Source organism: Serratia microhaemolytica (assembly GCF_004011885.1).
Taxonomy (GTDB): domain Bacteria; phylum Pseudomonadota; class Gammaproteobacteria; order Enterobacterales; family Enterobacteriaceae; genus Serratia_G; species Serratia_G microhaemolytica.
This window is the reverse complement of record NZ_SBEF01000002.1, coordinates 69,130-89,922: the sequence shown is the minus strand read 5'-3', so window position 1 is coordinate 89,922 and position 20,793 is coordinate 69,130. Positions and strand designations below refer to the sequence as shown.

The window sequence follows — 20,793 nt, the reverse complement described above, 5'->3', positions numbered from 1 at the left end:
TTAAAGGCCGATTCGGCGGTTTCTCGCGGTTTTGCTTATCATCCTTATAAAACTTTATAGTTTTATTCACTATTTCTAAATAAAAAAGTGATAAGAAAGTCTTACGCTTTTGTTCATTGCGACGTACATATAATGTAACATATTTAATGAAATGGAGTGCCCGGTTACTTTTGGTAACCCGGTGGGTTTTCATAATGGTTGAGGTGAATGTTGATGTTAAAGTTGAATACAAGAAAAAAATGTAATTATTTCAAAGGGAAGCTGCTACATCGTAGCCTGCTGAGTAGTGTGGTTTTAAGTTGCTTGAGTGGCATGGCTCATGCGGGGAGTTGTGCCAAGGTACCGTCGCTCAAACTTGACTATGATTGTTCAGGTGCAGCCAACGGGATGACCGATAAATCGCAGATCTTCAACGATGAGTTGTTATATATTAATACCAAGAATGGATTTGGTATTGAAACATGGTCCGGTAATGCTTTCACATTTAATATGAAAAATACCTTTTTCAGGTTTTCGGACAGGATGGGATCCTATATCAAAGGAGATATGCATGGTATTTATTCCAAGCATGAAGGTTATAGCGCTGGCTCGCATATTTTAAGCAATGGTACAATAATTGGCCATAGAGGAGATGGTATTCACTTCGACAGCAAAGCCACAATGTATTCCGGTACGTCGCGGATAGATGTGAATGATGTTTTTGGTCAACATCGAGGTATCTACCTTGATCAGCTTCAAGGTAAAGCCGTTATCAATAGTTCTGGTCGCGTCGAAGGTGTAACAGGTGCGGGTATTGAAGCTAATAATAAGGGCTTATCATTAAGTATTAATGCTAATAATGTTGGTGGTCGGCACGGGATTCTTGCTCAAAATAGTGGTAAAGAATCTTTATCCATCACAGCTGAAGGAGAGGTTGTCGGTACTCATTATGAAGGAATTAATGCTAAAAATAGCGGAACGGATTTGATTATCAATGGCTTAGAAGTACGTGGGCATACCGATGGTATCTTTGCGGAAAATAATGGTACTGGTAAATTAAGTATTAGCTCTAACGGCGAGATATCTGGTGAATCTGGCTATGGTGTTTATGCCAAAAATAATGGTACATCGTTGGATATCAATGTTGAGTCGGTTGCTGGGGCGCTCGATGGTATTTTTGCTGAACAGAGTAATAGTGGCGCTTTGACGATTAACAACGCCAATACTTTTGGTGAGCGAGGTGCTGGAATTAGAGCTGTTAATCGGCTCTATTCAAAAGCCACCGACATTACGATCAATACAAAGTATGTTCACGGTTACGTCCATGGGATACATGTGACAAATGGTGGTATTGGCAACACGCGTATTTACAATTCGGGACTTGTTTTAGCCGATTCCCATACTGGTATTTATGCGAGCCAACGGGCTGGAGATGAGTTAACGATAGATGTCAATAATGTTTATGGTTATAAAGTTGGGATCCAGGCGATCAAACAAGGGCGGGGTGATGTGAACATTGATACCCGAGGTACAGTCACCGGCCAGTCAGGTGTAGGTATTATTGTTCACTACCCCTCAGCAGGAAGTAATGTGCGTGTCCGTGTTCACTCCGGCAGTGTGGTTGAAGGCAAAGAGGCCGCAATGCAACTCAGGGGCGTAGGAGGCGTAGGTCCGCAGCTTGACATCATCAATGATGGAGTCATACAGAACATAACACGTAACTCGGCAGACACCGCAATCGATTCTCGTGGTAACACCTTTGTTAACAATAGCGGATATTTGTTGGGAACGCTTTCACTGGGTGGCGGTAAACAGAATGTTAACAATAATCTGGGTGCGGTTTGGGATACCAGTGGCGGTACTAACAACTTCAACGTTGATTCATCAATTACCTGTAATTGTGGCCTAGTGACGAACAGCGGCACGATAATAACCGCCAACCGCGCGGTAAGTTCAGCGCAGACTACCACATTCAACAATGTCGGCACCTTTATTAACGGTGGCACCCTCACTATGGCGAATGGCAGAGCCGGTGATACTACCATCATCAATGGCAATTACATTGGTGTGAACGGGTTTTTGATCTTTGATACCGCATTGGCGGATGACCGTTCACGCACAGATAAGCTGCTGATTAACGGCGATATCAGTGGTAACTCAACCGTGGTGGTTAATAATGCTGGCGGCAGTGGTGCACAAACGCTGAATGGTATTGAGTTGATCCGTGTTTCTGGTCGATCCAATGCCCAGTTGATCTCAGGGCGTATTGCCGGTGGTGCTTATGATTACTTCCTGGTATCGGGTGATGGTAGAAATGGCAGAAGGGTAGGAAGTTGGTATTTGACGAGCAGTAGAATACGCACCGCGTTTAGAAACCTCAGTGCGCCAGTACCTGATGACGCTGGATATCCTGGTGCGCCAGCACCTGATAGTGCTGGAGCGGGTTATCCTTACGCCCCTGATGCCCCTGCTCAGGATGGGACTGGATATGTGAATACTCTGGAACATGATGATCCTAATGCAGTACAGACCCAGCGTCCTGAAGCGACGGTTTACGCCAGCAACTTGGCTGCCGCCAATAGCCTGTTAACTAGCCGGGTCGGTGATCGCTTGGGGGATACCGCTTATCTCAATCCGCTGAGTGCTGAGGGCAGTGTCAGCAGCATGTGGCTGCGTACTGAAGCGGGTCAGAATCGTTCACGCGATCAGAGTGGTCAGATAAACAGTGAAGCTGACCGTTATCTGTTGCAGTTGGGGGGCAATCTTGTCCAGTGGCAGCAACAGGGTGTGGGGCAGTTTAACTTGGGTGTAATGGCCGGCTATGCCCACAGCAAGAGCCGTAGTGATTCAGATATCAGTGGCTACCGTGCTGACGGCAAAGTAGAAGGTTACGGTGTTGGTCTCTATGCCACTTGGTACGCACAGCACAGTGACCATTTGGGCTGGTATCTGGATAGCTGGGCGCAATATAACCGTTTTGATAACACGGTAAGTGGTCAAGGCTTGGCTGAAGAGAAATACAAATCGAAGGGGGTAACTGCGGCGCTAGAAGGGGGTTATACCTTTAAAGTCGCAGAGAATGGAGCCAAGAGTGTGGTGGGTTTTGTTCAGCCTCAGGCACAGTTGACCTGGCAGGCAGTGCGCGCTGATCAGCATATTGAAGCCAATGGCACCCTAGTCAGCGGTGATGGTGACGGTAATTTGCAAAGCCGACTGGGCGTGAAAGCCTTCTTACAACTGCATACCGGTGTCGAGAAGGAGAAGGCGCGCGCATTCCGTCCATTTGTTGAAGCGAACTGGCTGCATAACAGCAAGTCTTTCGGCAGCGTGATGAACAGTGTCCGAGTAACTCAGGATGGGGCTGACAACATTGCTGAGTTGAAATTGGGTGTTGATGGTCAGCTCAATCGTCAGTGGGATCTCTCTGGTCATCTGACCCAACAGGTGGGGCAGGCACGTTACAGCGACACATCTGCACAAATATCCCTTAAGTATCACTTTTAAAACTGATTATTAATATAGATGCGTTGTCGGGCTATAGTTCATATAGCCCGATTTTATATCTATTTATAATTTTTTTATGGTTGTTTGATTTTTTTAAAAACAAAAAGTGATAAATAATCCTTCTGTTTCTATTCATTAGACATCATTAACAATGTAACATATTTAAACATATGGTGCGCTCTGTTGCCGTTGGTGACGGCGGTGGTTTTCTTATACCGATAGGGGTAAATTTTGATGTCCAAACGGAATTTAGATCAAAAGTACAAAAGAAACAGTAGCAAATTACTCACACGTACTCTGTTGAGCAGTGTGATCTTAAGTTGTTTGAGTGGTATGGCTCATGCAGGAAGTTGTACTGTTCAGTCAGCAACTAGTCGTGTTTATCACTGTACCGGCGCTGCTGATAGTGCAACAGATACACAACCTACTTTCCCCGAGGGGGCTTACTTGGCGCTCGTAACCGAGGAAGGCTTTGGTCTTGAAGTGCTTAGGGGGGATGCATTTCGCTTGATCTTTTCTGATCTGGCCTATTTTGTTGACTCATACCACTCGCAGATCACGGGGGGTGATTACGGTTTCTATCTAGAAGCTAGTGACTATGGTGTTATCGTCAGCAATGGCACGATCACCGGGATTAGGCAGGATGGGATCTATTTGCACAACCCAAAAACGCGGCTCAAGATATCGGTCAATGATGTGTTTGGTGGTGTCAATGGTATCAATGCCAGCAATCTTGGTGGTGAGTTTTCGATTACCAGCAGCGGTACAGTGAGTGGGCATAGTGGTGATGGCATTATCGCCACTAACCGTGGTGTCGATCTGAATATTGACGTCAATAAGGTTTCTGGCCGTAGTGCGATTGTTGCCAATAATTACGGTTCGGGAAAGTTATCCATTATTGCCAGGGGTGATCTCACTGCCACCCAGAATTATGGTATTGATGCTACCAATAATAACGGTACTGATTTAACCATCAGTACTGCTAACGTTAATGCTGATTATTATGGTATTCGGGCACACAACAGTGGTTCGGGTGAGTTAAGTATTAGCAGCAGTGGCAAGATTGTCGGCAGTAAAGGGTATGGTGTTAATGCCATAAACTCTGCGGCAGGAACCCGCCTCAATATCGCAGTGAATGATGTCTTGGGCTACAGCCAAGGAATTTATGCGCAAAACAGCGGTAGTGCTGGGTTGAATGTGACTGCTGCGAACGTCACGGCGAGAGCGGGCGATGCGATTGAGTTGCTTAACAGTAGTGGCGCGCTGTCACTAACAGCGGGCAATGTTTCCGCTTATCGTCACGGTATCTATGCCAAAAATAACGGTTCGGGCGCACTGAATGTCACTGCCGCTAATGTCAGAGCCAGTAAAGGGAACGGCATTGTTTTGGATAATAAGGGTGAAAGCAGCAGCTTGAATGTACGCGATGTGACTAGTCTGCTGACCGCAATTTCAATCATCAATGCTGGCGAGAAAGGGCTAACACTGACAACGAACGGCACTGTTTCCAGTGCCAGCGAAGATGCAATCAATCTGCTGCACAATAATGCCGTTGGTAATGTTGTTGTTGATGTTGCAAATGTGACCGGTTATCGCAACGCTATTAAAGTTAATAACTCCGGTTCAGGCAACACATCGATCACCACTCGCGGAATGGTCACAGCCTCACAGGGCAATGGCATTGAAGCTGATGCTGGCAACAGTAAATTAAAGGTCACTATCTCTTCCGGTAGCATGGTGGAAGGCGCCAATACAGCACTTAATCTTACTGCGCAAAAAGGCATTGAATTAACTAATAATGGTGTGATTCGAACCAGTTCTAGAGACAGCTCAAAAATAGCTGTGCGGGCAAAAGGAGAAGTAGGATTTATTAATCAGGGCCTTATGCAAGGCGGTGTTTCATTCAGCGATGGCCCGAGCACCTTTATTAACAATGTGGGGGCGACTTGGGATCTCAGTGGCAGTACCAGTGATTTCGGTAGCGATCATCCCACCACTGTAAACAATGCTGGCACGATGCTTATGGCCAATAAATCGGTGAACACTGCACAGACGACGACCTTGAACTTGAAAGGGGCTGTGTCTAACAGTGGCATCATTAGTATGGCGAATGGCCGCGCCGGCGATACCACGGTGATCAATGGTGATTACATTGGTTCTAATGGCACACTGCTGTTTGATGTTCAATTGGATGGTGATGACTCTTTGTCAGATCAGCTAGTTATTAACGGAAATCTCTATGGTTCGTCTTCGGTTTCCGTTTCCAACATTGGTGGTGTTGGCGCAGAGGTGCTGAATGGCATTGAGTTGATCCGTGTGACCGGCACTCTTCTTGGTTCATTCTCCGCAGGGCGTATTGCTGCTGGTGCCTATGATTACACACTGACGGCTGGGGATGGCAGTAATGGACGCCAGGTCGGCAGTTGGTATCTGACCAGCAAGCGGATACGTACTGCCTTCGATAACCTGAGTGCAGCAATGCCTTCGCCAGATGGTATCAATTATGCCAGTACACCGGTGTTTGATGATCCGAATGCAGTTCATACTCATCGTCCTGAAGCAACCGCTTATGCCAGTAACTTGGCTGCCGCCAACAGTTTGCTGAATAGTCGACTACAAGATCGTTTAGGTGAAACCGTCTATTTTGATCCCGTCAGTGGAGAGACCGGTGTCAGCAGTATGTGGTTGCGCACTGCCGCAGGCCATAACCGTTCACGTGACAAGAGTGGCCAGGTGAATACGGAGGCCGATCGTTATCTGGTGCAATTGGGCGGCAATATTGCGCAGTGGCAGCAACCGGAGCTTGGTCAAGTTAACCTTGGCCTGATGGCTGGGTATGCCAATAGCAAAAGTCGCAGTTTCTCCGATCTGAGCGGTTATCGTGCAGATGGTAAGGTCGATGGTTATGGTTTTGGTATCTATCTCACCTGGTATGCACAGCAACACGATCAGTTGGGGTGGTACCTGGATAGCTGGATGCAATATAACCGCTTCGATAACACCGTCAGTGGTGAAGGGCTTGCTGAAGAGAACTACAAGTCGAAAGGGGTCACCACCGCTGTTGAAGCGGGGTATTCCTTTAAAGTTAACCAGAATGAAACGAAGAGTGTCGCTGCCTTTATCCAGCCACAAGCACAGCTAACTTGGCAGGCAGTACGTGCCGATCAGCATGTTGAGGCGAATGGTACCCGTGTCAGCGCTGATGGCGATGGTAATTTACAAAGTCGTCTTGGGGTCAAAGCCTTCCTACAACTGAATGGTAGCAGTGAGCAGCAGCCGGCACGTGTTTTCCAGCCCTTCGTGCAGGCAAACTGGTTGCATAACAGTAAATCGTTTAGCAGCGTGATGGATGGCATCACGGTTAGCCAGGATGGTGCGGATAATATTGCTGAGTTGAAGTTGGGTGTTGATGGTCAATTAGGTCGTCAGTGGGATCTCTCAGGTCACATTACTCAACAACTTGGTCAGTCTCGTTATAGCGATACCGCAGCACAGTTGTCTGTCAAGTACCATTTTTAATCACAGATAGTCGTTATTCGGCATTCAGGCAGGGGGCTGTTTGACTTATTTAGCCCCCTGATTCCGATGATCGATGCGGTAGGTGTGTTGATTAAGTGATCTAAAAAATCATGTCGTCAGTGACGGCAGTGGCTAATACTTCATATTTTTAGGAGTGCTTCTCGATGTCAAAACGGAATTCATACTGGGCTTACAAGAAAAACAGTAAATACGCATTATTAAGTAGTCTGATATTGAGCTGCTTTAGTGGCGCAGCTCAAGCCGGTAGTTGTGCTCTAATACATGAAGGAGCATTGACTTTTAATTGCTCTGGTGCGTCAGATGAAGTTTTTGATGAAACGCAATCGTTGAAAAATACATCAATAAATGTGACGACAGAACGTGGTTTTGGAATTGAAACGCTGTTTGGTGATGCTCTTCGCTTGGATGCGATTTATTCTGCTTATTTTGATGATAATTATAGTTCGAAAATTATCGGGGCTAATAACGGTATCTCGGTAAAGATAACACCGAAATCGAATTTGTTTGGTCGAGTAAAAATCGGCACGAATGGTCGAGTGGTTGGGTTGATGAATGATGGTATCCATGTTGATGCTGCTTCGCGTATGGTCGAGATAGTGGCCAACCATGTCCAGGGCCAAGAACATGGTATTTATGCCAAAAACAGTGGCACTGGCGACATGTTTATTGACACCTACGGCATGGTTGAAGGTGTCCGACAGCACGGTATTTATGCTGAAAATGCGGGCAATAATTTGAAAGTAAACAGCATGGAAGTGTCTGGTAATAGTGGTGTCTCTGCTGTAAATACCGGCACAGGCGCTTTGTCTATCCTGAGCAAAATTAAGGCGATTGGTACACATCAATATGGCATTCATGCTAAAAACAGCGGTACTGACCTGAACATCACTGCCAATGAGGTCTATGGTGATTACTCAGGTATTCAATCACAAAATCAAGGCAGTGGTTCACTCTCTATTGATGCCAAAAATGTGGTCGGTAACAAAGAGTTCGGTATTTATGCCTTGAATAATAGAGGCACTAACCTAACCATCAAAGCAGCCAATGTTTCTGGTTACAACTCCGGTATTTATGCCTATAACGCCGGTACGGGTTCAGTCAATATCACCACTACCCAAAAGGTGGTCGGAAGAAGTCAGTCTGGTGTTTTTGCCTATAACAGTGTTAACGGTTCCGATTTAATCATCAACGTAGCTGATGCCGAAGGCTACGATGAGGGGATTTTAGCCCAGAATGCGGGCAAGGGATTACTCGCGATCACCACCACCGGTAATGTCGTCGGTGTGAACGGGTATGGTATTGAAGCCTGGCACTCTGGGGTTGGTGATCTGTTACTGAATATTGACCGTGACAGCAGGGTTGAAGGCAAACAAGGGGCGTTAATGCTCAGAGGTAGCAACAATGTCAACGTTATCAATTCAGGCATTGTCCGCTCCTCTTCCAACCTATCATCACAACAGGTGGTGCATACCACAAGTGGTGTAACGACGTTCAGTAACTACGGTCAGTTGGTGGGTAGCGTCTCCTTTGCCGGTTCGGGTAACACCTTTCACAATGGTGCCGATGGCACTTGGGACAGCTCGGGTGGTACTAACGACTTGGGTAGTGCGACGGGCAATTTTATCTCTAATGCTGGTCTGTTGATTACGGCAAATCGCAGTGATCCGTCTGTACGGCAGACAACCACCTTTAACAACGTCAATAATTTCGTCAATAGCGGCACCATCTCAATGGCGAATGGTCGTGCTGGCGATAAGACGGTGATTAACGGTAACTATCTTGGTGAAAATGGACAGGTATTATTTGATGGCGTGCTAAATGGTGATGATGACTCGGTTGTTGATACGCTGGTTATCAATGGTAATGTGCAGGGCACGACCCGAGTGAGTGTCAATAACGTAGGTGGTCGAGGTGCTTTGGCGCTGCGAGGTATTGAGCTGATTAAGGTCAGCGGCAGATCAATCGGTAAGTTTGTGCAGGAAGGGCGCATTGTTGCCGGTGCACACGACTACTTTTTACAGCAGGGTAGGGGCGCTAATCCATCCAGTTGGTATCTGCACAGTTCGTTGCAGGGAGCCAAATCTGCGCAACGCGTTGAGACTTCAGCCGATGCCACCCCTGCTCCTGATGCCGCATCAGCGCCGGCTCCCGACGCTCCATCAGTCCCTGCGCCAGATGCTCCATCAGCCCCTGCACCAGACGTTGCCGCTGAACCGGAGGTTCGTCGTCCAGAAGCGGCCGCCTATGCGGGTAACCTGGCAGCAGCCAATAATCTGTTAACCTTCCGTTTGCAGGATCGTTTAGGTCAGATGCCGCATCTGCTGGCCAAGAAGAGTGATTCAAGCATTGCCAGTATGTGGCTACGGACTAAAACTGGTCAGACCCGTTCGCACGATGATAGCGGTCAGGTGAAGATGCGTACTGATCGTTATTTAGTACAGCTCGGTGGCAACATATTCCAGTGGGTACCGTCTAACGCGGGTAAATTGAATCTTGGGGTGATGGCTGGATACGGTAGCAGTAAGAGCAGCAATACCGCCAATCTGACTGGTTACAAAGCCGATGGTAAAGTGGATGGTTATAGCGTTGGCCTGTATGCCACTTGGTATGCACGCGGGATCAACCAGTCTGGTTGGTATGCGGATACTTCACTGCAATACAGTTGGTTCGACAACAAGGTCAGCGGCCAGGGTTTAGCGGAAGAGAGCTATAAATCGAAGGGCTTTACTGCTGCGATTGAAGGCGGATACGCATTCAAGCTGCTGGAGAGTGGGGCAAGAAACTTCTCCTGGTTTGTACAACCACAGGCGCAACTGGTTTGGCAAGGGGTGAAGGCTGATGACCACGTTGAAGCGAATGGCACTCGGGTTAGTGGTGATGGTGATGGCAACCTGCAAGCGCGTCTGGGTGTGAAGACCTTCTTGCTGACACGTACCGGAACCAAGGGAAATATGCGTACCTTCCAACCGTTTGTTGAAGCAAACTGGCTGTACAACAGCAACAAGTTTGCCAGTGTCATGGATGGCTACAAACTGGAACAGGATGGCACCAGTAATATTGCCGAGCTGAAATTGGGTGTTGATGGTCAATTGACCAATCAGTGGGATATTTCTGGTTACATCACTTATCAAATGGGCAGTTCCAGCTACAGCGATACAGCAGCACAGTTGGCGATTAAGTATCACTTCTAGTGGGGTTTAAACGTGTTGGGTTGAAACCCCAGCGGCTCGGTGCAGCCTCTCCCTTTATCGGGAGAGGCATACACGTTCACTTAGCAACCAAACAGATGCCAGGCAGTGATTAGCCTGGTTTAGCCAGTGTTATTAGCCAGTGTTAACTGGCGGTATCTTTCTGTCCGTAATAGGCATTGGGGCCATGTTTACGGCTGAAGTGTTTCTCCAGTAAATGGGCATCAATCTGGCGTAAGGCTGGGTTGATACTGCAACTAATCCAGGCCATTTTTGCCACTTCTTCCAGTACCACAGCATTATGTACTGCTTCGTCAGGAGAGCGCCCCCAACTGAACGGGCCATGTTGATAAACCACAATCCCTGGCGTATGCAGTGGATCCTCTGCGGCTAACGTCTCAATGATTACTCGCCCGGTTTCGCGTTCGTATTCACCGGCTACCTCTGCGGCGGTTAGCCCTCGGGTACAGGGAATATCGGCGGCAAAATAGTCAGCATGTGTGGTACCCAGAGCCGGAATTGCGCGCCCAGCCTGCGCCCAGGCCGTGGCATGGGTGGAGTGGGTGTGTACAATTCCGCCCAGTTGAGGATAGCGGCGGTACAGCTCTAAGTGGGTGGCAGTATCTGATGATGGGCGAAAACGCCCCTGAAGAACATTGCCCATGAGATCGAGCACCACCATGTCGCTGGCCTGCATCTGCTGATAAGGAACACCACTTGGCTTGATGACTACCAGACCCTGTTGGCGATCAATACCGCTGACATTGCCCCAAGTGTAGGTCACCAAGCCATGCGCTGGCAGTGCCATATTGGCTTCATAGACTTGCTGTATTAGCTGTTGCAACATGATCCTACTCCTATGCTCAGCCCGGCTTTCGCCATCTTTTCGATCACCCAGGCACGTGCGGCGCGCACTTCGCTAATCGGATCTGCGGATTTTTCGCTCCACATCTCAATCAGATAGGGGCCACGATAACCACTCTGCAATAGCAAGCTGAAACAGTGCTCGAAATCAACCACACCGTCACCGAACGGAACATTCTTAAACACGCCGGGTCGAGTATCTTTGACGTGCACCGCAACGATATGACCACGACCTGCCAGCAGTTCCAGCGTCACGTCGTTATCCCAGGCTGAAAGATTGCCGATATCTGGGTAGAGCTGAAACCAAGGGTTATTCAGATAACGGCTATAGCCGAGTGCTTTGCTGATTGAGTTCATTAACGGATAGTCCATGATCTCCATCGCCAGCGTGACTTGTGCTCGGCTAGCCCACTCTACAGCTTGCTGAAGTCCGGCGCGAAAGCGGGCGCGGGTATTGTCGTTGCTCTGTTGGTAGTAGACATCGTAACCCGCCAACTGGATCACACGGATGCCGACATCCTGCGCTAGCAGGATGGCTTGCTGCATAATTTTCAGCCCCTGCTGGCGTATGGCGTCATCTTCGCTACCCAAAGGAAAGCGGCGATGAGCACTGAGACACATTGAGGGCACGCGCACACCACTGCAGGTCACGGCTTTTACCAGTGCCAGCCGCTGCTCACCGCTCCACGCTAAGCGTGCCAGTCGCTCATCACTTTCGTCGATCGACATCTCAACAAAATCGAACCCTAACTCGCGTGCTAACTCCAGGCGAGCCAGCCAATCTTCACCGGCAGGCAGCGCCTTTTCATAAATGCCCAAAGGAACGGTTTGTTGCAACATGCTGGCTCCTCAACCCCACAATTGGGCAATGGTACGTTTGAATTCCCTGGCGGCGGCCACTGGATCGGCAGCATCGCGGATGCTGCGACCAGCAATAAAGACATGAATAGGGATCTCTTTGAACAACGGCAGATCTTCCAATGCCAATCCGCCGGTTACCGTGACCTTGAACCCCATTTCGGACAAGCGTTTAATGGCACTGATGTCTTGTTCACTCCAGGCTACCCCCGCTGCCTGTGCATCACGGCTGCGGTGGTAAACTACCTGTGTGATCCCGGCATCACGCCACTGTTGCGCTTGTTCCCAAGTCCAAAATCCGGTCAGTTCAATTTGCACATCACCGCTGAACTCTTTGGCAACGCCTAACGCGCCCTTGGCGGTATTGATGTCAGCACAGCAGATCACGGTGATCCAGTCTGCGTTGGCTTCAAAACACATCCGTGCGAGGATCTTACCGGCATCAGCAATTTTGGCATCGGCCAGCACAATGCGATCTGGGTAGAGCGCTTTGAGATCGCGCACTGCCCGAACCCCTTCTGCGACACACAAAATAGTACCCACTTCGATAATGTCGACCTCATTGGCGATCAGTCGAGTGGTCTGGTAAGCCTCTTCCATAGATTGGTTGTCTAGTGCAACCTGTAGCATCGGTAATGTTTTTTGCATCATGAACCCCTTAATTGAATCACTACAAACAAGCCGCTGTAGCGGCAGAAGTTTGATTAATTAAATCCAACACCTGAGCCGGTGTTCGGCATGCACGTAAACGATCAAAATTGGCTTCATCTTCGAACAGATTGACCACTTGTAAAATGCCAACTTCTTGGTGAGTTTTGGCATCGACAGCAGCCATAGTGATCAAGATATCAATCGGATCGTTATCATCGTCGCCAAAGCAGACCGCCTGCTTTAGCGTGACCAGCGCAAAACCGGTTTTTAATACTCCCTCTTCCGGCCTGCCGTGAGGCATGGCTAACCCTGGTGCTAGCACAAAGTAAGGGCCGAACCGCTCGACCCCCGCCAAAATGGCGTCAAAATAGCGCGGTTCGACGACACCTGCGTTAACCAGCAGATCGACGCCGAGTTTCACCGCTTGTTGCCAGTCCTGAGCTTCGGCCTGCAACAAAATGGCATTGTTATCACGTAATGAGTCACTCAGTTTCATCACGATATTCCTATTTGATGTCCTGTGGAAAATGGGCACTAATCACTTCCATCAACTTGGGACCAAAGTCGGCGGCTGACAGCATATTGCGCACCCCGACCACATATTTGTTACCACTGACTGTGATCTCATCCGCGACGTGAGTGGAAGCGATGATGATGTCAGCACCGCTCAACTCAGCTTTGTATTCACCGACCGCACAGCTATGCACGGTATGATCAACACCCTGTTGGGTAAGAAATTGTCCTACTTTCATTTTCATGATCATCGAACTGCCTTGACCACAGCCGCATACTGCAAGAATTCGTACTGTCATGATGTGCTCTCCAGGTTAGTTTGATGCTGTTTCAGCGAGCTGTTTTTCTGCGTCTTCTTCTGCGCGTAAGGTGCGTCCAGCGAAGAACATGTATGCCAAGGCAATCACCAGTACCACTGCCATAAACCACAGTCCGGTACTTAAACCCTGCATCAATGGTGGTGCCAGAATTGACCAGTCTGCCATTCCCATCCAAGCGCTCAGTCCGGTGAGTTTGACTGCCCAGACGCAACCGAAGATTTCGATCATCCCCATTACCAGACAGATTTTCAGTGCTGCACGCCAGCCGCCAAAGTGGTTGGCGAACACACCGATAGTGGCGTTGGAGAAGAAGAGCGGAATGAAGCCAGGAATGATCATGATGGGTGAGCCAATCAGTAGCAGAATGCCTACTGCAATCAACTGGCCGATGGTGCCCCACATAAAGCCCCATACCACAGCATTGGGGGCAAAGCTGTAGATGGCTGCACAGTCGATTGCCAGCACCGCACCAGGGATCAGCCGTTGTGAAATGCCGTTAAACGCTTCGGTCAGTTCGGCAACGAACATCCGCACACCCTGAACGATGATGAAAATGGCGACGGCAAACATCAGCCCAGTTTGCAGAATATAGATGCTCCAGTGTGTCTTTCCTGCCATTTGTTGCAGGGTTTCCAGGCCAAAGGAGCCGAGAATGATGCCAAAGAACAGCGTCATCACAATCGCGGTCGAAACGATGTTGTCATGGAAAATGTTCAGCCAACCGGGCAACTTGAGATCTTCGACGCTCTCCTCCTTCTTGCCGACATACGGGGCGAGTTTATAGGCCAGCCAAGAGGCAAACTGCTGTTGGTGACCAATCGAGAAGCCGCTATTTTCGGTCACTGACTGGGTTGGTTTGAACATCATGTTCGAAGTGATGCCCCAATACAGCGATGCCAGGATCGCACTGCAAAGCACCGTGACCCACATGCTATAACCGCTGATGTAGAAAAAGACGGCAATCAGACCCACTTGCTGGAACATGATATGACCTGTCAGCATGATGGTGCGAATGCCGGTGATGCGCCGTAACAGCACATAAACAATATTGAGTGCCAAGGCCAACAGCACCGCGTAGCCGACCCAGCTATAGGCATCCCCCATGCGTTCAATAGTGGCCATCATTGAAGCGTAAGTGTCAGAGATAGCACCATTAATACCGTGTACCGCAGAAAGTTTAGCCACGATCGGCTTGAATGTGCCGGTCAGAATACCGGAACCCGCCTGTAGCAGCATAAAACCAATGATGGTTTTGATAGTTCCCTTAATAATGACTGCGGCACTCTTACGCAGCAACAGGTAACCCAGCAGAGTCACTAGGCCAAGCAGCAGTGGCGCATTGGTCATTACTTGATTGAAAAAGACGGTGAATATGGCGTAAAGGGTTTGCATACAGCTCTCCAAATAGCGTTTGGCAATACCTGGTCAGATACGCTGGTTCAGTTGCTGTTTGCGGCAATCTCTGGCAGTGACAACGCAAAGCAGATGCCTACAAAGCCAACGTACATTCAGGATGTGCTCAAGCTAGCAATCAAAACAAATCATGAAAAGAAGATTTATGATTATTTGTGAACAACCTCTCAAGTTATGTGGATATTTACTGTAACCACTTAATTGTTCGAATAACACGTTCTGTTAGTGATCAATTGCGCTAAAAATAACCAATTAACCGATCGGTAACATCACAAAAATCGCATTGGCGCTATCAGCGGTGAGTGAATACCCCTTGCAGTGATTACTGAATGGTGTTAGCTTTAATCAATATTAATCATAATAAATCACAATATGATTGTTTTTGATTAAACCACTGATGCCATTTATGTTGATGAGGATCGAACAATGAGTAAAGTCAGCACCATTACACGTGAATCTTGGATATTGAACACCTTTCCTGAGTGGGGCTCCTGGCTGAATGAAGAGATTGAGCAAGAGCAGGTGGCACCAGGAACCTTTGCCATGTGGTGGCTGGGCTGTACCGGTATTTGGTTAAAATCAGAGGGTAGCGCCAATCTTTGTGTCGACTTTTGGTGTGGCACTGGCAAACAGAGCCACGGCAATCCACTGATGAAAACCGGTCACCAGATGCAGCGTATGGCGGGGGTGAAAAAGTTACAGCCCAATCTGCGTACCACACCGTTTGTGCTTGATCCCTTTGCCATCAGAAATATTGATGCCGTGTTATCGACTCATGATCACAACGACCACATTGATGTCAACGTAGCCGCAGCAGTGATGCAAAACTGTGATCCGTCGGTGCCTTTCATCGGGCCACAAAGTTGTGTTGATCTCTGGTTAAGCTGGGGAGTACCGGCAGAGCGCTGTATAGTGGTTAAACCAGGTGATGTGATTAAAATCAAAGATGTAGAGATTCATGCGCTGGATGCTTTTGACCGTACTGCATTGATTACACTGCCAGTGGAGCAGAAAGCCGCCGGTGTGTTACCGGATGGCATGGATCAGCGTGCGGTCAACTATCTGTTCAAAACGCCAGGCGGTTCGCTTTATCACAGCGGTGATTCTCACTACTCCAACTACTACGCCAAACATGGTAATGATCACCAGATCGACGTTGCGCTAGGCTCTTACGGCGAGAACCCGCGCGGTATTACCGATAAAATGACCAGCTCGGATATTCTGCGCATGGCTGAATCACTGAATGCCAAGGTGGTGATCCCGTTCCATCACGATATCTGGTCGAATTTCCAGGCTGATCCGCAAGAGATCCGCGTATTGTGGCAGATGAAGAAAGATCGCCTGAAGTATGGCTTCAAGCCATTTATCTGGCAGGTTGGGGGTAAATTTACCTGGCCATTGGACAAGGATAATTTTGAATATCACTATCCACGCGGTTTTGATGATTGCTTCACTATTGAGCCTGATCTGCCGTTTACGTCATTCCTGTAAGTGTCGCCGGCAAAGTGTGTAGAATACCCACATTAACCGGCATGACTTAGCCAATAGGCGTCGGCGCGCTATGCACGTTTCCCTGCTCTTCTGCTTATTTCTCATGTCAGAAGGCCGGGAAACGGCGATGGCTGTCGATGTCGTCAATGAATGGGGTTAACCGCAGTAATCGGTTGGCCGATAGAGCAAAAAACATTCATAATCGTGCCCTGTCATTTTGCCGTTAGCTTTGTTAACGGTGTAATTTGCAATTATTGCCATTTCTTGTGGAGTCCGCATGACCGAATCTCAACGCCATAATGCCATCCTGGATCTATTACAGCACAAGGGGCAACTTTCCGTGGCCGATGTGATTGCTGCTTTCGATGTTTCACCAGCAACGGCAAGGCGCGATATTAATAAACTCAATCAGAGCGGCAAATTACGTAAAGTGCGTAATGGTGCAGAAGCTAACCATTCGTCACGTCCATTCTGGACACCGATGAACATTCATCAAACCCAACACCTGGATGAGAAGATGCGGATCGCTAAAGCCGCAGCGCAACTTTGCCAAGAAGGCGAGAGCGTGGTGATCAACTGTGGTTCCACGGCATTTCTGTTGGGGCGTGAAATGTGTGGTAAAGGGGTGCAAGTGATCACCAACTACCTGCCACTGGCCAATTATCTGATTGAGTCTGAACATGAGAGTGTGGTGATTATTGGCGGTCAATATCACAAAGGGCAATCAATTACCTTGGCACCACAAGATAGCGATGCCAGCCTGTATGCCGGACACTGGATGTTTACCAGTGGTATTGGCCTGACTATCGATGGTCTGTATAAAACCGATATGCTTACTGCAATGGCAGAACAGAAGATGCTGAGCTATGTTGGTAAATTAGTGGTGCTGGTAAACAGCAGTAAAGTGGGGCAACGCGCTGGAATGCTGTTTAGCCGCACTGAACAGATCAGCATTGTTATTACTGGCCGTGATGCCGATCCGGTGATTGTGGCACAATTGCGTCAGCAGGGTGTGGAGGTAATGCTGGTGTGAACCGTTCACTACGACACGATATTTTGGCTCGTTGGAAAATTAGCGCACAGTCGTTAAGTTGCTCGTCAGTTTAATATACGTCAAGTTATTAGCTTGAGATGAGCAGCTAATTACGGCATAAAGAGTGCATCTTTTCTACACGCTGTGAATTTTCATGATGAAATTGATCGGAAAACTGTTACTGACATTACTGCTACTGATGTTGTTGGCAGTGGTGCTGTGTTACTTCCTGGCGCAGACATATTGGGCAGCGCCCTGGTTGAGCCGCTGGATTAGTCAGCACTCACCTTACCAGTTAACAGTAGAAAAATTCTCTCACTCCTGGCAGCAGCCAGATCAAATTACGCTATTGGGGGTACAACTGGTGAGCGATAATCAGTTGCCAATGGTCACCGCCGCTCAGATTGATCTGGTTGTCAGCCCACGACAACTGAAGCAACCGCTCTCTTTTAGCAAAATCACACTGCATAACGGCAGTGTGGCCTGGGATAACGTAACCGCCAATGCGGCATCACTGCGCGCCGATCTACTGCAACTGAATCATATGACGCTACAGGCCAGCGGCGATCACGGACAACTTTTGGCTCAGGATGTTGATGCAGGTATTCACCCGTGGCAGCCAGCACAGAATTTAGCCAGCAATAGCCAGTTTCAGTTTAGCGCCGCATCGCTACAGTTGAATGGTGTCAGCCTTGGTCAGGTATTGGTGCAGGGCGAGATGCAGCCGGATCAACAACTGCTGCTGCATAACTTTGGTGCCAATATTGCGCGGGGGGAATTAACCGGGGTAGCTAAACGTAATGCGGATGGTCACTGGCAGGTAGAACGTTTACGGTTGAGTCATGTGCGTTGGCAGACACCGAGTAGCCTGAACGCGCTTCGACAGCAATTGGCAGCACTTCCGCCGATCACCTTAAAACGTTTTGATCTGATCGAGGCCCAACTGCAAGGCGACGGGTGGGCGGCCAATAATTTTGATCTGACGCTAAAAAATATCACCTTGCAGCAGGGTGATTGGCTGAGTAGCGAGGGCGCAGTCAGCTTCAGCGCTGGCGATATGGTCAGTGGTGATATCCACCTGGTCGATCCGATTGCCACTTTGCAACTTACTGGGCAGGCGATCACCATCAAGCAGTTCACCACGCGCTGGGCGGGCGGGTTGCTGCGTGCTTCCGGTGCTTGGTCGCCTACTGATCGTCGTTTACAGCTTGATGAGCTCGTGCTAGCGGGGGTGGAGTACCGCTTACCGACGAACTGGCGTGCGCTTTGGCTACAGCCACTGCCAGATTGGTTGGCAGAGGTTCAGATTGGTAAACTGAATGCCAGCAATAATTTGCTGATGGATACCGATCCGACATTTCCATTCCAGTTGACTGCGTTAGAAGGCGATGCTGATGATCTGCTGCTAGTGCGTGATCATCGTTGGGGTATCTGGTCTGGTGCATTGCGGCTAAACGCCAGTGATGCCACGCTTAATAAAGTGGAGTTACGCCGTCCGTCGCTGGCACTAACCGCCGATGCAGAGAAGATCCAAGTGACGGAATGGAGTGCTTTTACCCCCAATGGCCGGCAATCAGATGCGGAAAACAGCGCTCACCAGCCTTATGGCATGCTGGATGCGACAGCGCAGGTCGGGCAGGGGATCGGCAAACCGTTTACGCTTGCTTTGGCTGGTAGGGCGGTGGGGTTGCAACTGCTGGAACAGTGGGGGTGGCAGTCGATCCCGTTGAGCGGTACCGGCAGCTTACAATTGAAACTCAGTGGTGAACTCAATGGTGAGCGTGGCTTCAAAGCTGCGCTACAAGGGCAGTTACAGGCGGTTAATCAGCAGGGGCAAAAACTGGAGCAGCGGCTACCTTAGTGCTGGGTTCGCTGTTGTTGAGTCACAGTGTTAATCCGCTCCAGCGGGGGAATAAAGCCGCTGGAGCTTGGCAAGAGCCGTAACCTGTTGGTGTTTATGACGGTAAGTGACTATTTTTTCGGGCAGCTACGGTTGCGATCGAACCTGAATTTGCCGTTTCGCTCCGGTACTAGCACGGTTTGCACTCTACCGGCTTCCATCGAAGGGCGTACCTGGAAAAAACCGTTAATCGTTAGAAAAACGGCATCACCTGGCTCGCGGCGCGCGGCCAGATAAGCCTGTTCTAATTCAGCAGTATTGGCAACTGGGAATATTTTACCGGTGGCACAATCCTCAAAAATGGCGGCATCCGCCATGTAGGTGTAGAGGCCAGTTAATGGGACCAGTGCGGTAGGTAAAGCAGCACTGACGGGTAGCAGCAGATAGTTCAACTCAGAGCGAATCGCTTCTCCGTTGCGATCGAGCATCCGCAGCCCGTTGCCTTCTGAACGAAAATGGCGTTTATCGCCACTGTTGGTCGTCAGTGTAATTTTGTCCGCACTGCGTAGCCACTGACCGTAGCTGGTGAACACCTGATCACCATCACGGGTTGCTAGGTAAGTCTCTTGTAGCACAAAGGTGCCATCCTGGTTTAAAAATAGCGAAGTTTGCAATCCATTACAGTCGGCACAGGGGAGCACCCCCTGGTAACTCTGCTGCTGTGTTGCCGGTTGCACCTGAGATGAGGATTGATGTTGGCACCCCTGTAACGAAAACAGGCCAGCGGCCATCAGCAGTGGTAGCGCAATTCTAAGGCTCTTCACAATCATTCTCCAACTGTGTGTTATTGACACCCACAGTATATACCCAAACCGCGACACATACCGGCAAGCGGTGAAAAGCAAATTCAGGCCACCAATAAGCTATGCTATAGTCGTCTGGATAGGGTATAACTCCTAACGCCAGTACCTCATCACAACCTGCATAAAGACACACTGCATGAGAGATGTGCAGTGTTCGCTAAGGAGGAAGAGGAGGATAATGTGCAACAATATTGTGAGTTAGTGCGTCGTTTCTATGCCGAGATTGGCAGTGGCACGCTCGGGTACGTGCCGGATGCGATAGCATGTGCGTTAACGGCGCTGGATGCAGTGGCAGCAAATAGCCAACTCAGCAGCAGCGTGAGGGAACAGGCGGCATTTGCCGCCGCTAATCTATTGGTGAGCGACTATGTTGATGAATGATGAGTACCAACCCATCAATTGCGATGATTACGATAATTTAGAACTCGCCTGTCAGCATAAATGGATTCTGAAGTTAGAATTGCGCGACGGAGAGGTGATAGAGTCCAGGGCTATCGATCTGCTACAGAAAAAGCGCGTTGAGTATTTGGTTATTGAACAAAACAATAGCCAGCGCGAACTGCGCTTGGATCATATAAAGAGCTTTAGTCATCCGAAGATCGGCACGGTGGTGGTCAGCTTGTCTGATTGATAGCGGTAGCGTCAGGCATTGTCAGAACTAGGTATTGCAAGGCAGCGTAATCGCTGCCTTTTTTATGTGTTTTGATCAGATGATCGTCATTAACTCTTGAGTGCT

Annotated in this window: 15 protein-coding genes; 8 read left to right on the top strand and 7 right to left on the bottom strand. The window is 48.9% G+C overall.

Annotated elements, in window-relative coordinates; translation table 11 throughout:
• The first annotated feature begins 522 nt into the window (after positions 1-522).
• From EOJ37_RS02365 to EOJ37_RS02355, 3 genes are all read left to right on the top strand, one after another.
• Complete coding sequence (locus tag EOJ37_RS02365; RefSeq protein ID WP_162473643.1) at positions 523-3,483, top strand: autotransporter outer membrane beta-barrel domain-containing protein; 2,961 nt, start codon at positions 523-525, stop codon at positions 3,481-3,483.
• A gap of 234 nt (positions 3,484-3,717) precedes the next feature.
• Complete coding sequence (locus tag EOJ37_RS14765) at positions 3,718-7,002, top strand: autotransporter outer membrane beta-barrel domain-containing protein (RefSeq protein WP_240651656.1); 3,285 nt, start codon at positions 3,718-3,720, stop codon at positions 7,000-7,002.
• A gap of 368 nt (positions 7,003-7,370) precedes the next feature.
• Complete coding sequence (locus EOJ37_RS02355) at positions 7,371-10,214, top strand: autotransporter outer membrane beta-barrel domain-containing protein (protein ID WP_162473642.1); 2,844 nt, start codon at positions 7,371-7,373, stop codon at positions 10,212-10,214.
• A gap of 142 nt (positions 10,215-10,356) precedes the next feature.
• Here EOJ37_RS02355 and EOJ37_RS02350 read toward each other — a convergent pair whose 3' ends face one another.
• Genes EOJ37_RS02350 through ulaA form a run of 6 tightly spaced genes read right to left on the bottom strand, consistent with a single transcriptional unit; the run spans position 10,357 to position 14,809 of the window.
• Complete coding sequence (locus EOJ37_RS02350) at positions 10,357-11,055, bottom strand: L-ribulose-5-phosphate 4-epimerase (protein WP_127957586.1); 699 nt, start codon at positions 11,053-11,055, stop codon at positions 10,357-10,359.
• A complete protein-coding gene (locus EOJ37_RS02345; protein WP_127957322.1) occupies positions 11,043-11,915 on the bottom strand; it encodes an L-ribulose-5-phosphate 3-epimerase in 873 nt (290 codons plus the stop codon). Before EOJ37_RS02345 ends, EOJ37_RS02350 begins: the two co-directional genes overlap by 13 nt.
• Positions 11,916-11,924: 9 nt before the next feature.
• Complete coding sequence (locus tag EOJ37_RS02340; RefSeq protein ID WP_127957584.1) at positions 11,925-12,581, bottom strand: 3-keto-L-gulonate-6-phosphate decarboxylase UlaD; 657 nt, start codon at positions 12,579-12,581, stop codon at positions 11,925-11,927.
• Positions 12,582-12,603: 22 nt separating this feature from the next.
• Entirely contained in the window at positions 12,604-13,080 is a 477-nt protein-coding gene (ulaC, locus tag EOJ37_RS02335; RefSeq protein ID WP_127957319.1) for a PTS ascorbate transporter subunit IIA, read from the bottom strand.
• A 10-nt stretch (positions 13,081-13,090) separates the two neighbouring features.
• A complete protein-coding gene (gene ulaB, locus EOJ37_RS02330; RefSeq protein WP_127957316.1) occupies positions 13,091-13,396 on the bottom strand; it encodes a PTS ascorbate transporter subunit IIB in 306 nt (101 codons plus the stop codon).
• Between the two features lie 15 nt (positions 13,397-13,411).
• Entirely contained in the window at positions 13,412-14,809 is a 1,398-nt protein-coding gene (gene ulaA / locus EOJ37_RS02325; RefSeq protein WP_127957313.1) for a PTS ascorbate transporter subunit IIC, read from the bottom strand.
• A 447-nt stretch (positions 14,810-15,256) separates the two neighbouring features.
• Here ulaA and ulaG point away from each other — a divergent pair, with 447 nt between their 5' ends.
• The 3 genes from ulaG (at position 15,257) to EOJ37_RS02310 (ending at position 19,215) form a co-directional block, all read left to right on the top strand.
• On the top strand, positions 15,257-16,321 hold the full coding sequence (ulaG, locus tag EOJ37_RS02320; protein WP_127957310.1) for an L-ascorbate 6-phosphate lactonase: 1,065 nt from the start codon (positions 15,257-15,259) through the stop codon (positions 16,319-16,321).
• Between the two features lie 277 nt (positions 16,322-16,598).
• Positions 16,599-17,354: an HTH-type transcriptional regulator UlaR gene (gene ulaR, locus EOJ37_RS02315; protein WP_127957307.1), complete on the top strand. Its 756-nt coding sequence runs from the start codon at positions 16,599-16,601 to the stop codon at positions 17,352-17,354.
• A 157-nt stretch (positions 17,355-17,511) separates the two neighbouring features.
• Positions 17,512-19,215, top strand: a complete 1,704-nt coding sequence (locus EOJ37_RS02310; RefSeq protein WP_127957582.1) for an AsmA family protein — start codon at positions 17,512-17,514, stop codon at positions 19,213-19,215.
• 110 nt (positions 19,216-19,325) lie between these two features.
• On the opposite strand, the gene nlpE is transcribed toward EOJ37_RS02310, so the two are convergent.
• Entirely contained in the window at positions 19,326-20,024 is a 699-nt protein-coding gene (nlpE, locus tag EOJ37_RS02305) for an envelope stress response activation lipoprotein NlpE (RefSeq protein ID WP_127957304.1), read from the bottom strand.
• Between the two features lie 213 nt (positions 20,025-20,237).
• Here nlpE and EOJ37_RS02300 point away from each other — a divergent pair, with 213 nt between their 5' ends.
• Both EOJ37_RS02300 and rof read left to right on the top strand, forming a co-directional pair.
• The gene (locus EOJ37_RS02300) at positions 20,238-20,438 is read left to right on the top strand and encodes a YaeP family protein (protein ID WP_127957581.1); all 201 of its coding nucleotides are present in this window, start codon (positions 20,238-20,240) and stop codon (positions 20,436-20,438) included.
• Complete coding sequence (gene rof, locus EOJ37_RS02295) at positions 20,425-20,688, top strand: Rho-binding antiterminator (protein WP_127957301.1); 264 nt, start codon at positions 20,425-20,427, stop codon at positions 20,686-20,688. The genes EOJ37_RS02300 and rof overlap by 14 nt, the downstream gene beginning before the upstream one ends.
• Positions 20,689-20,793 lie beyond the last annotated feature (105 nt).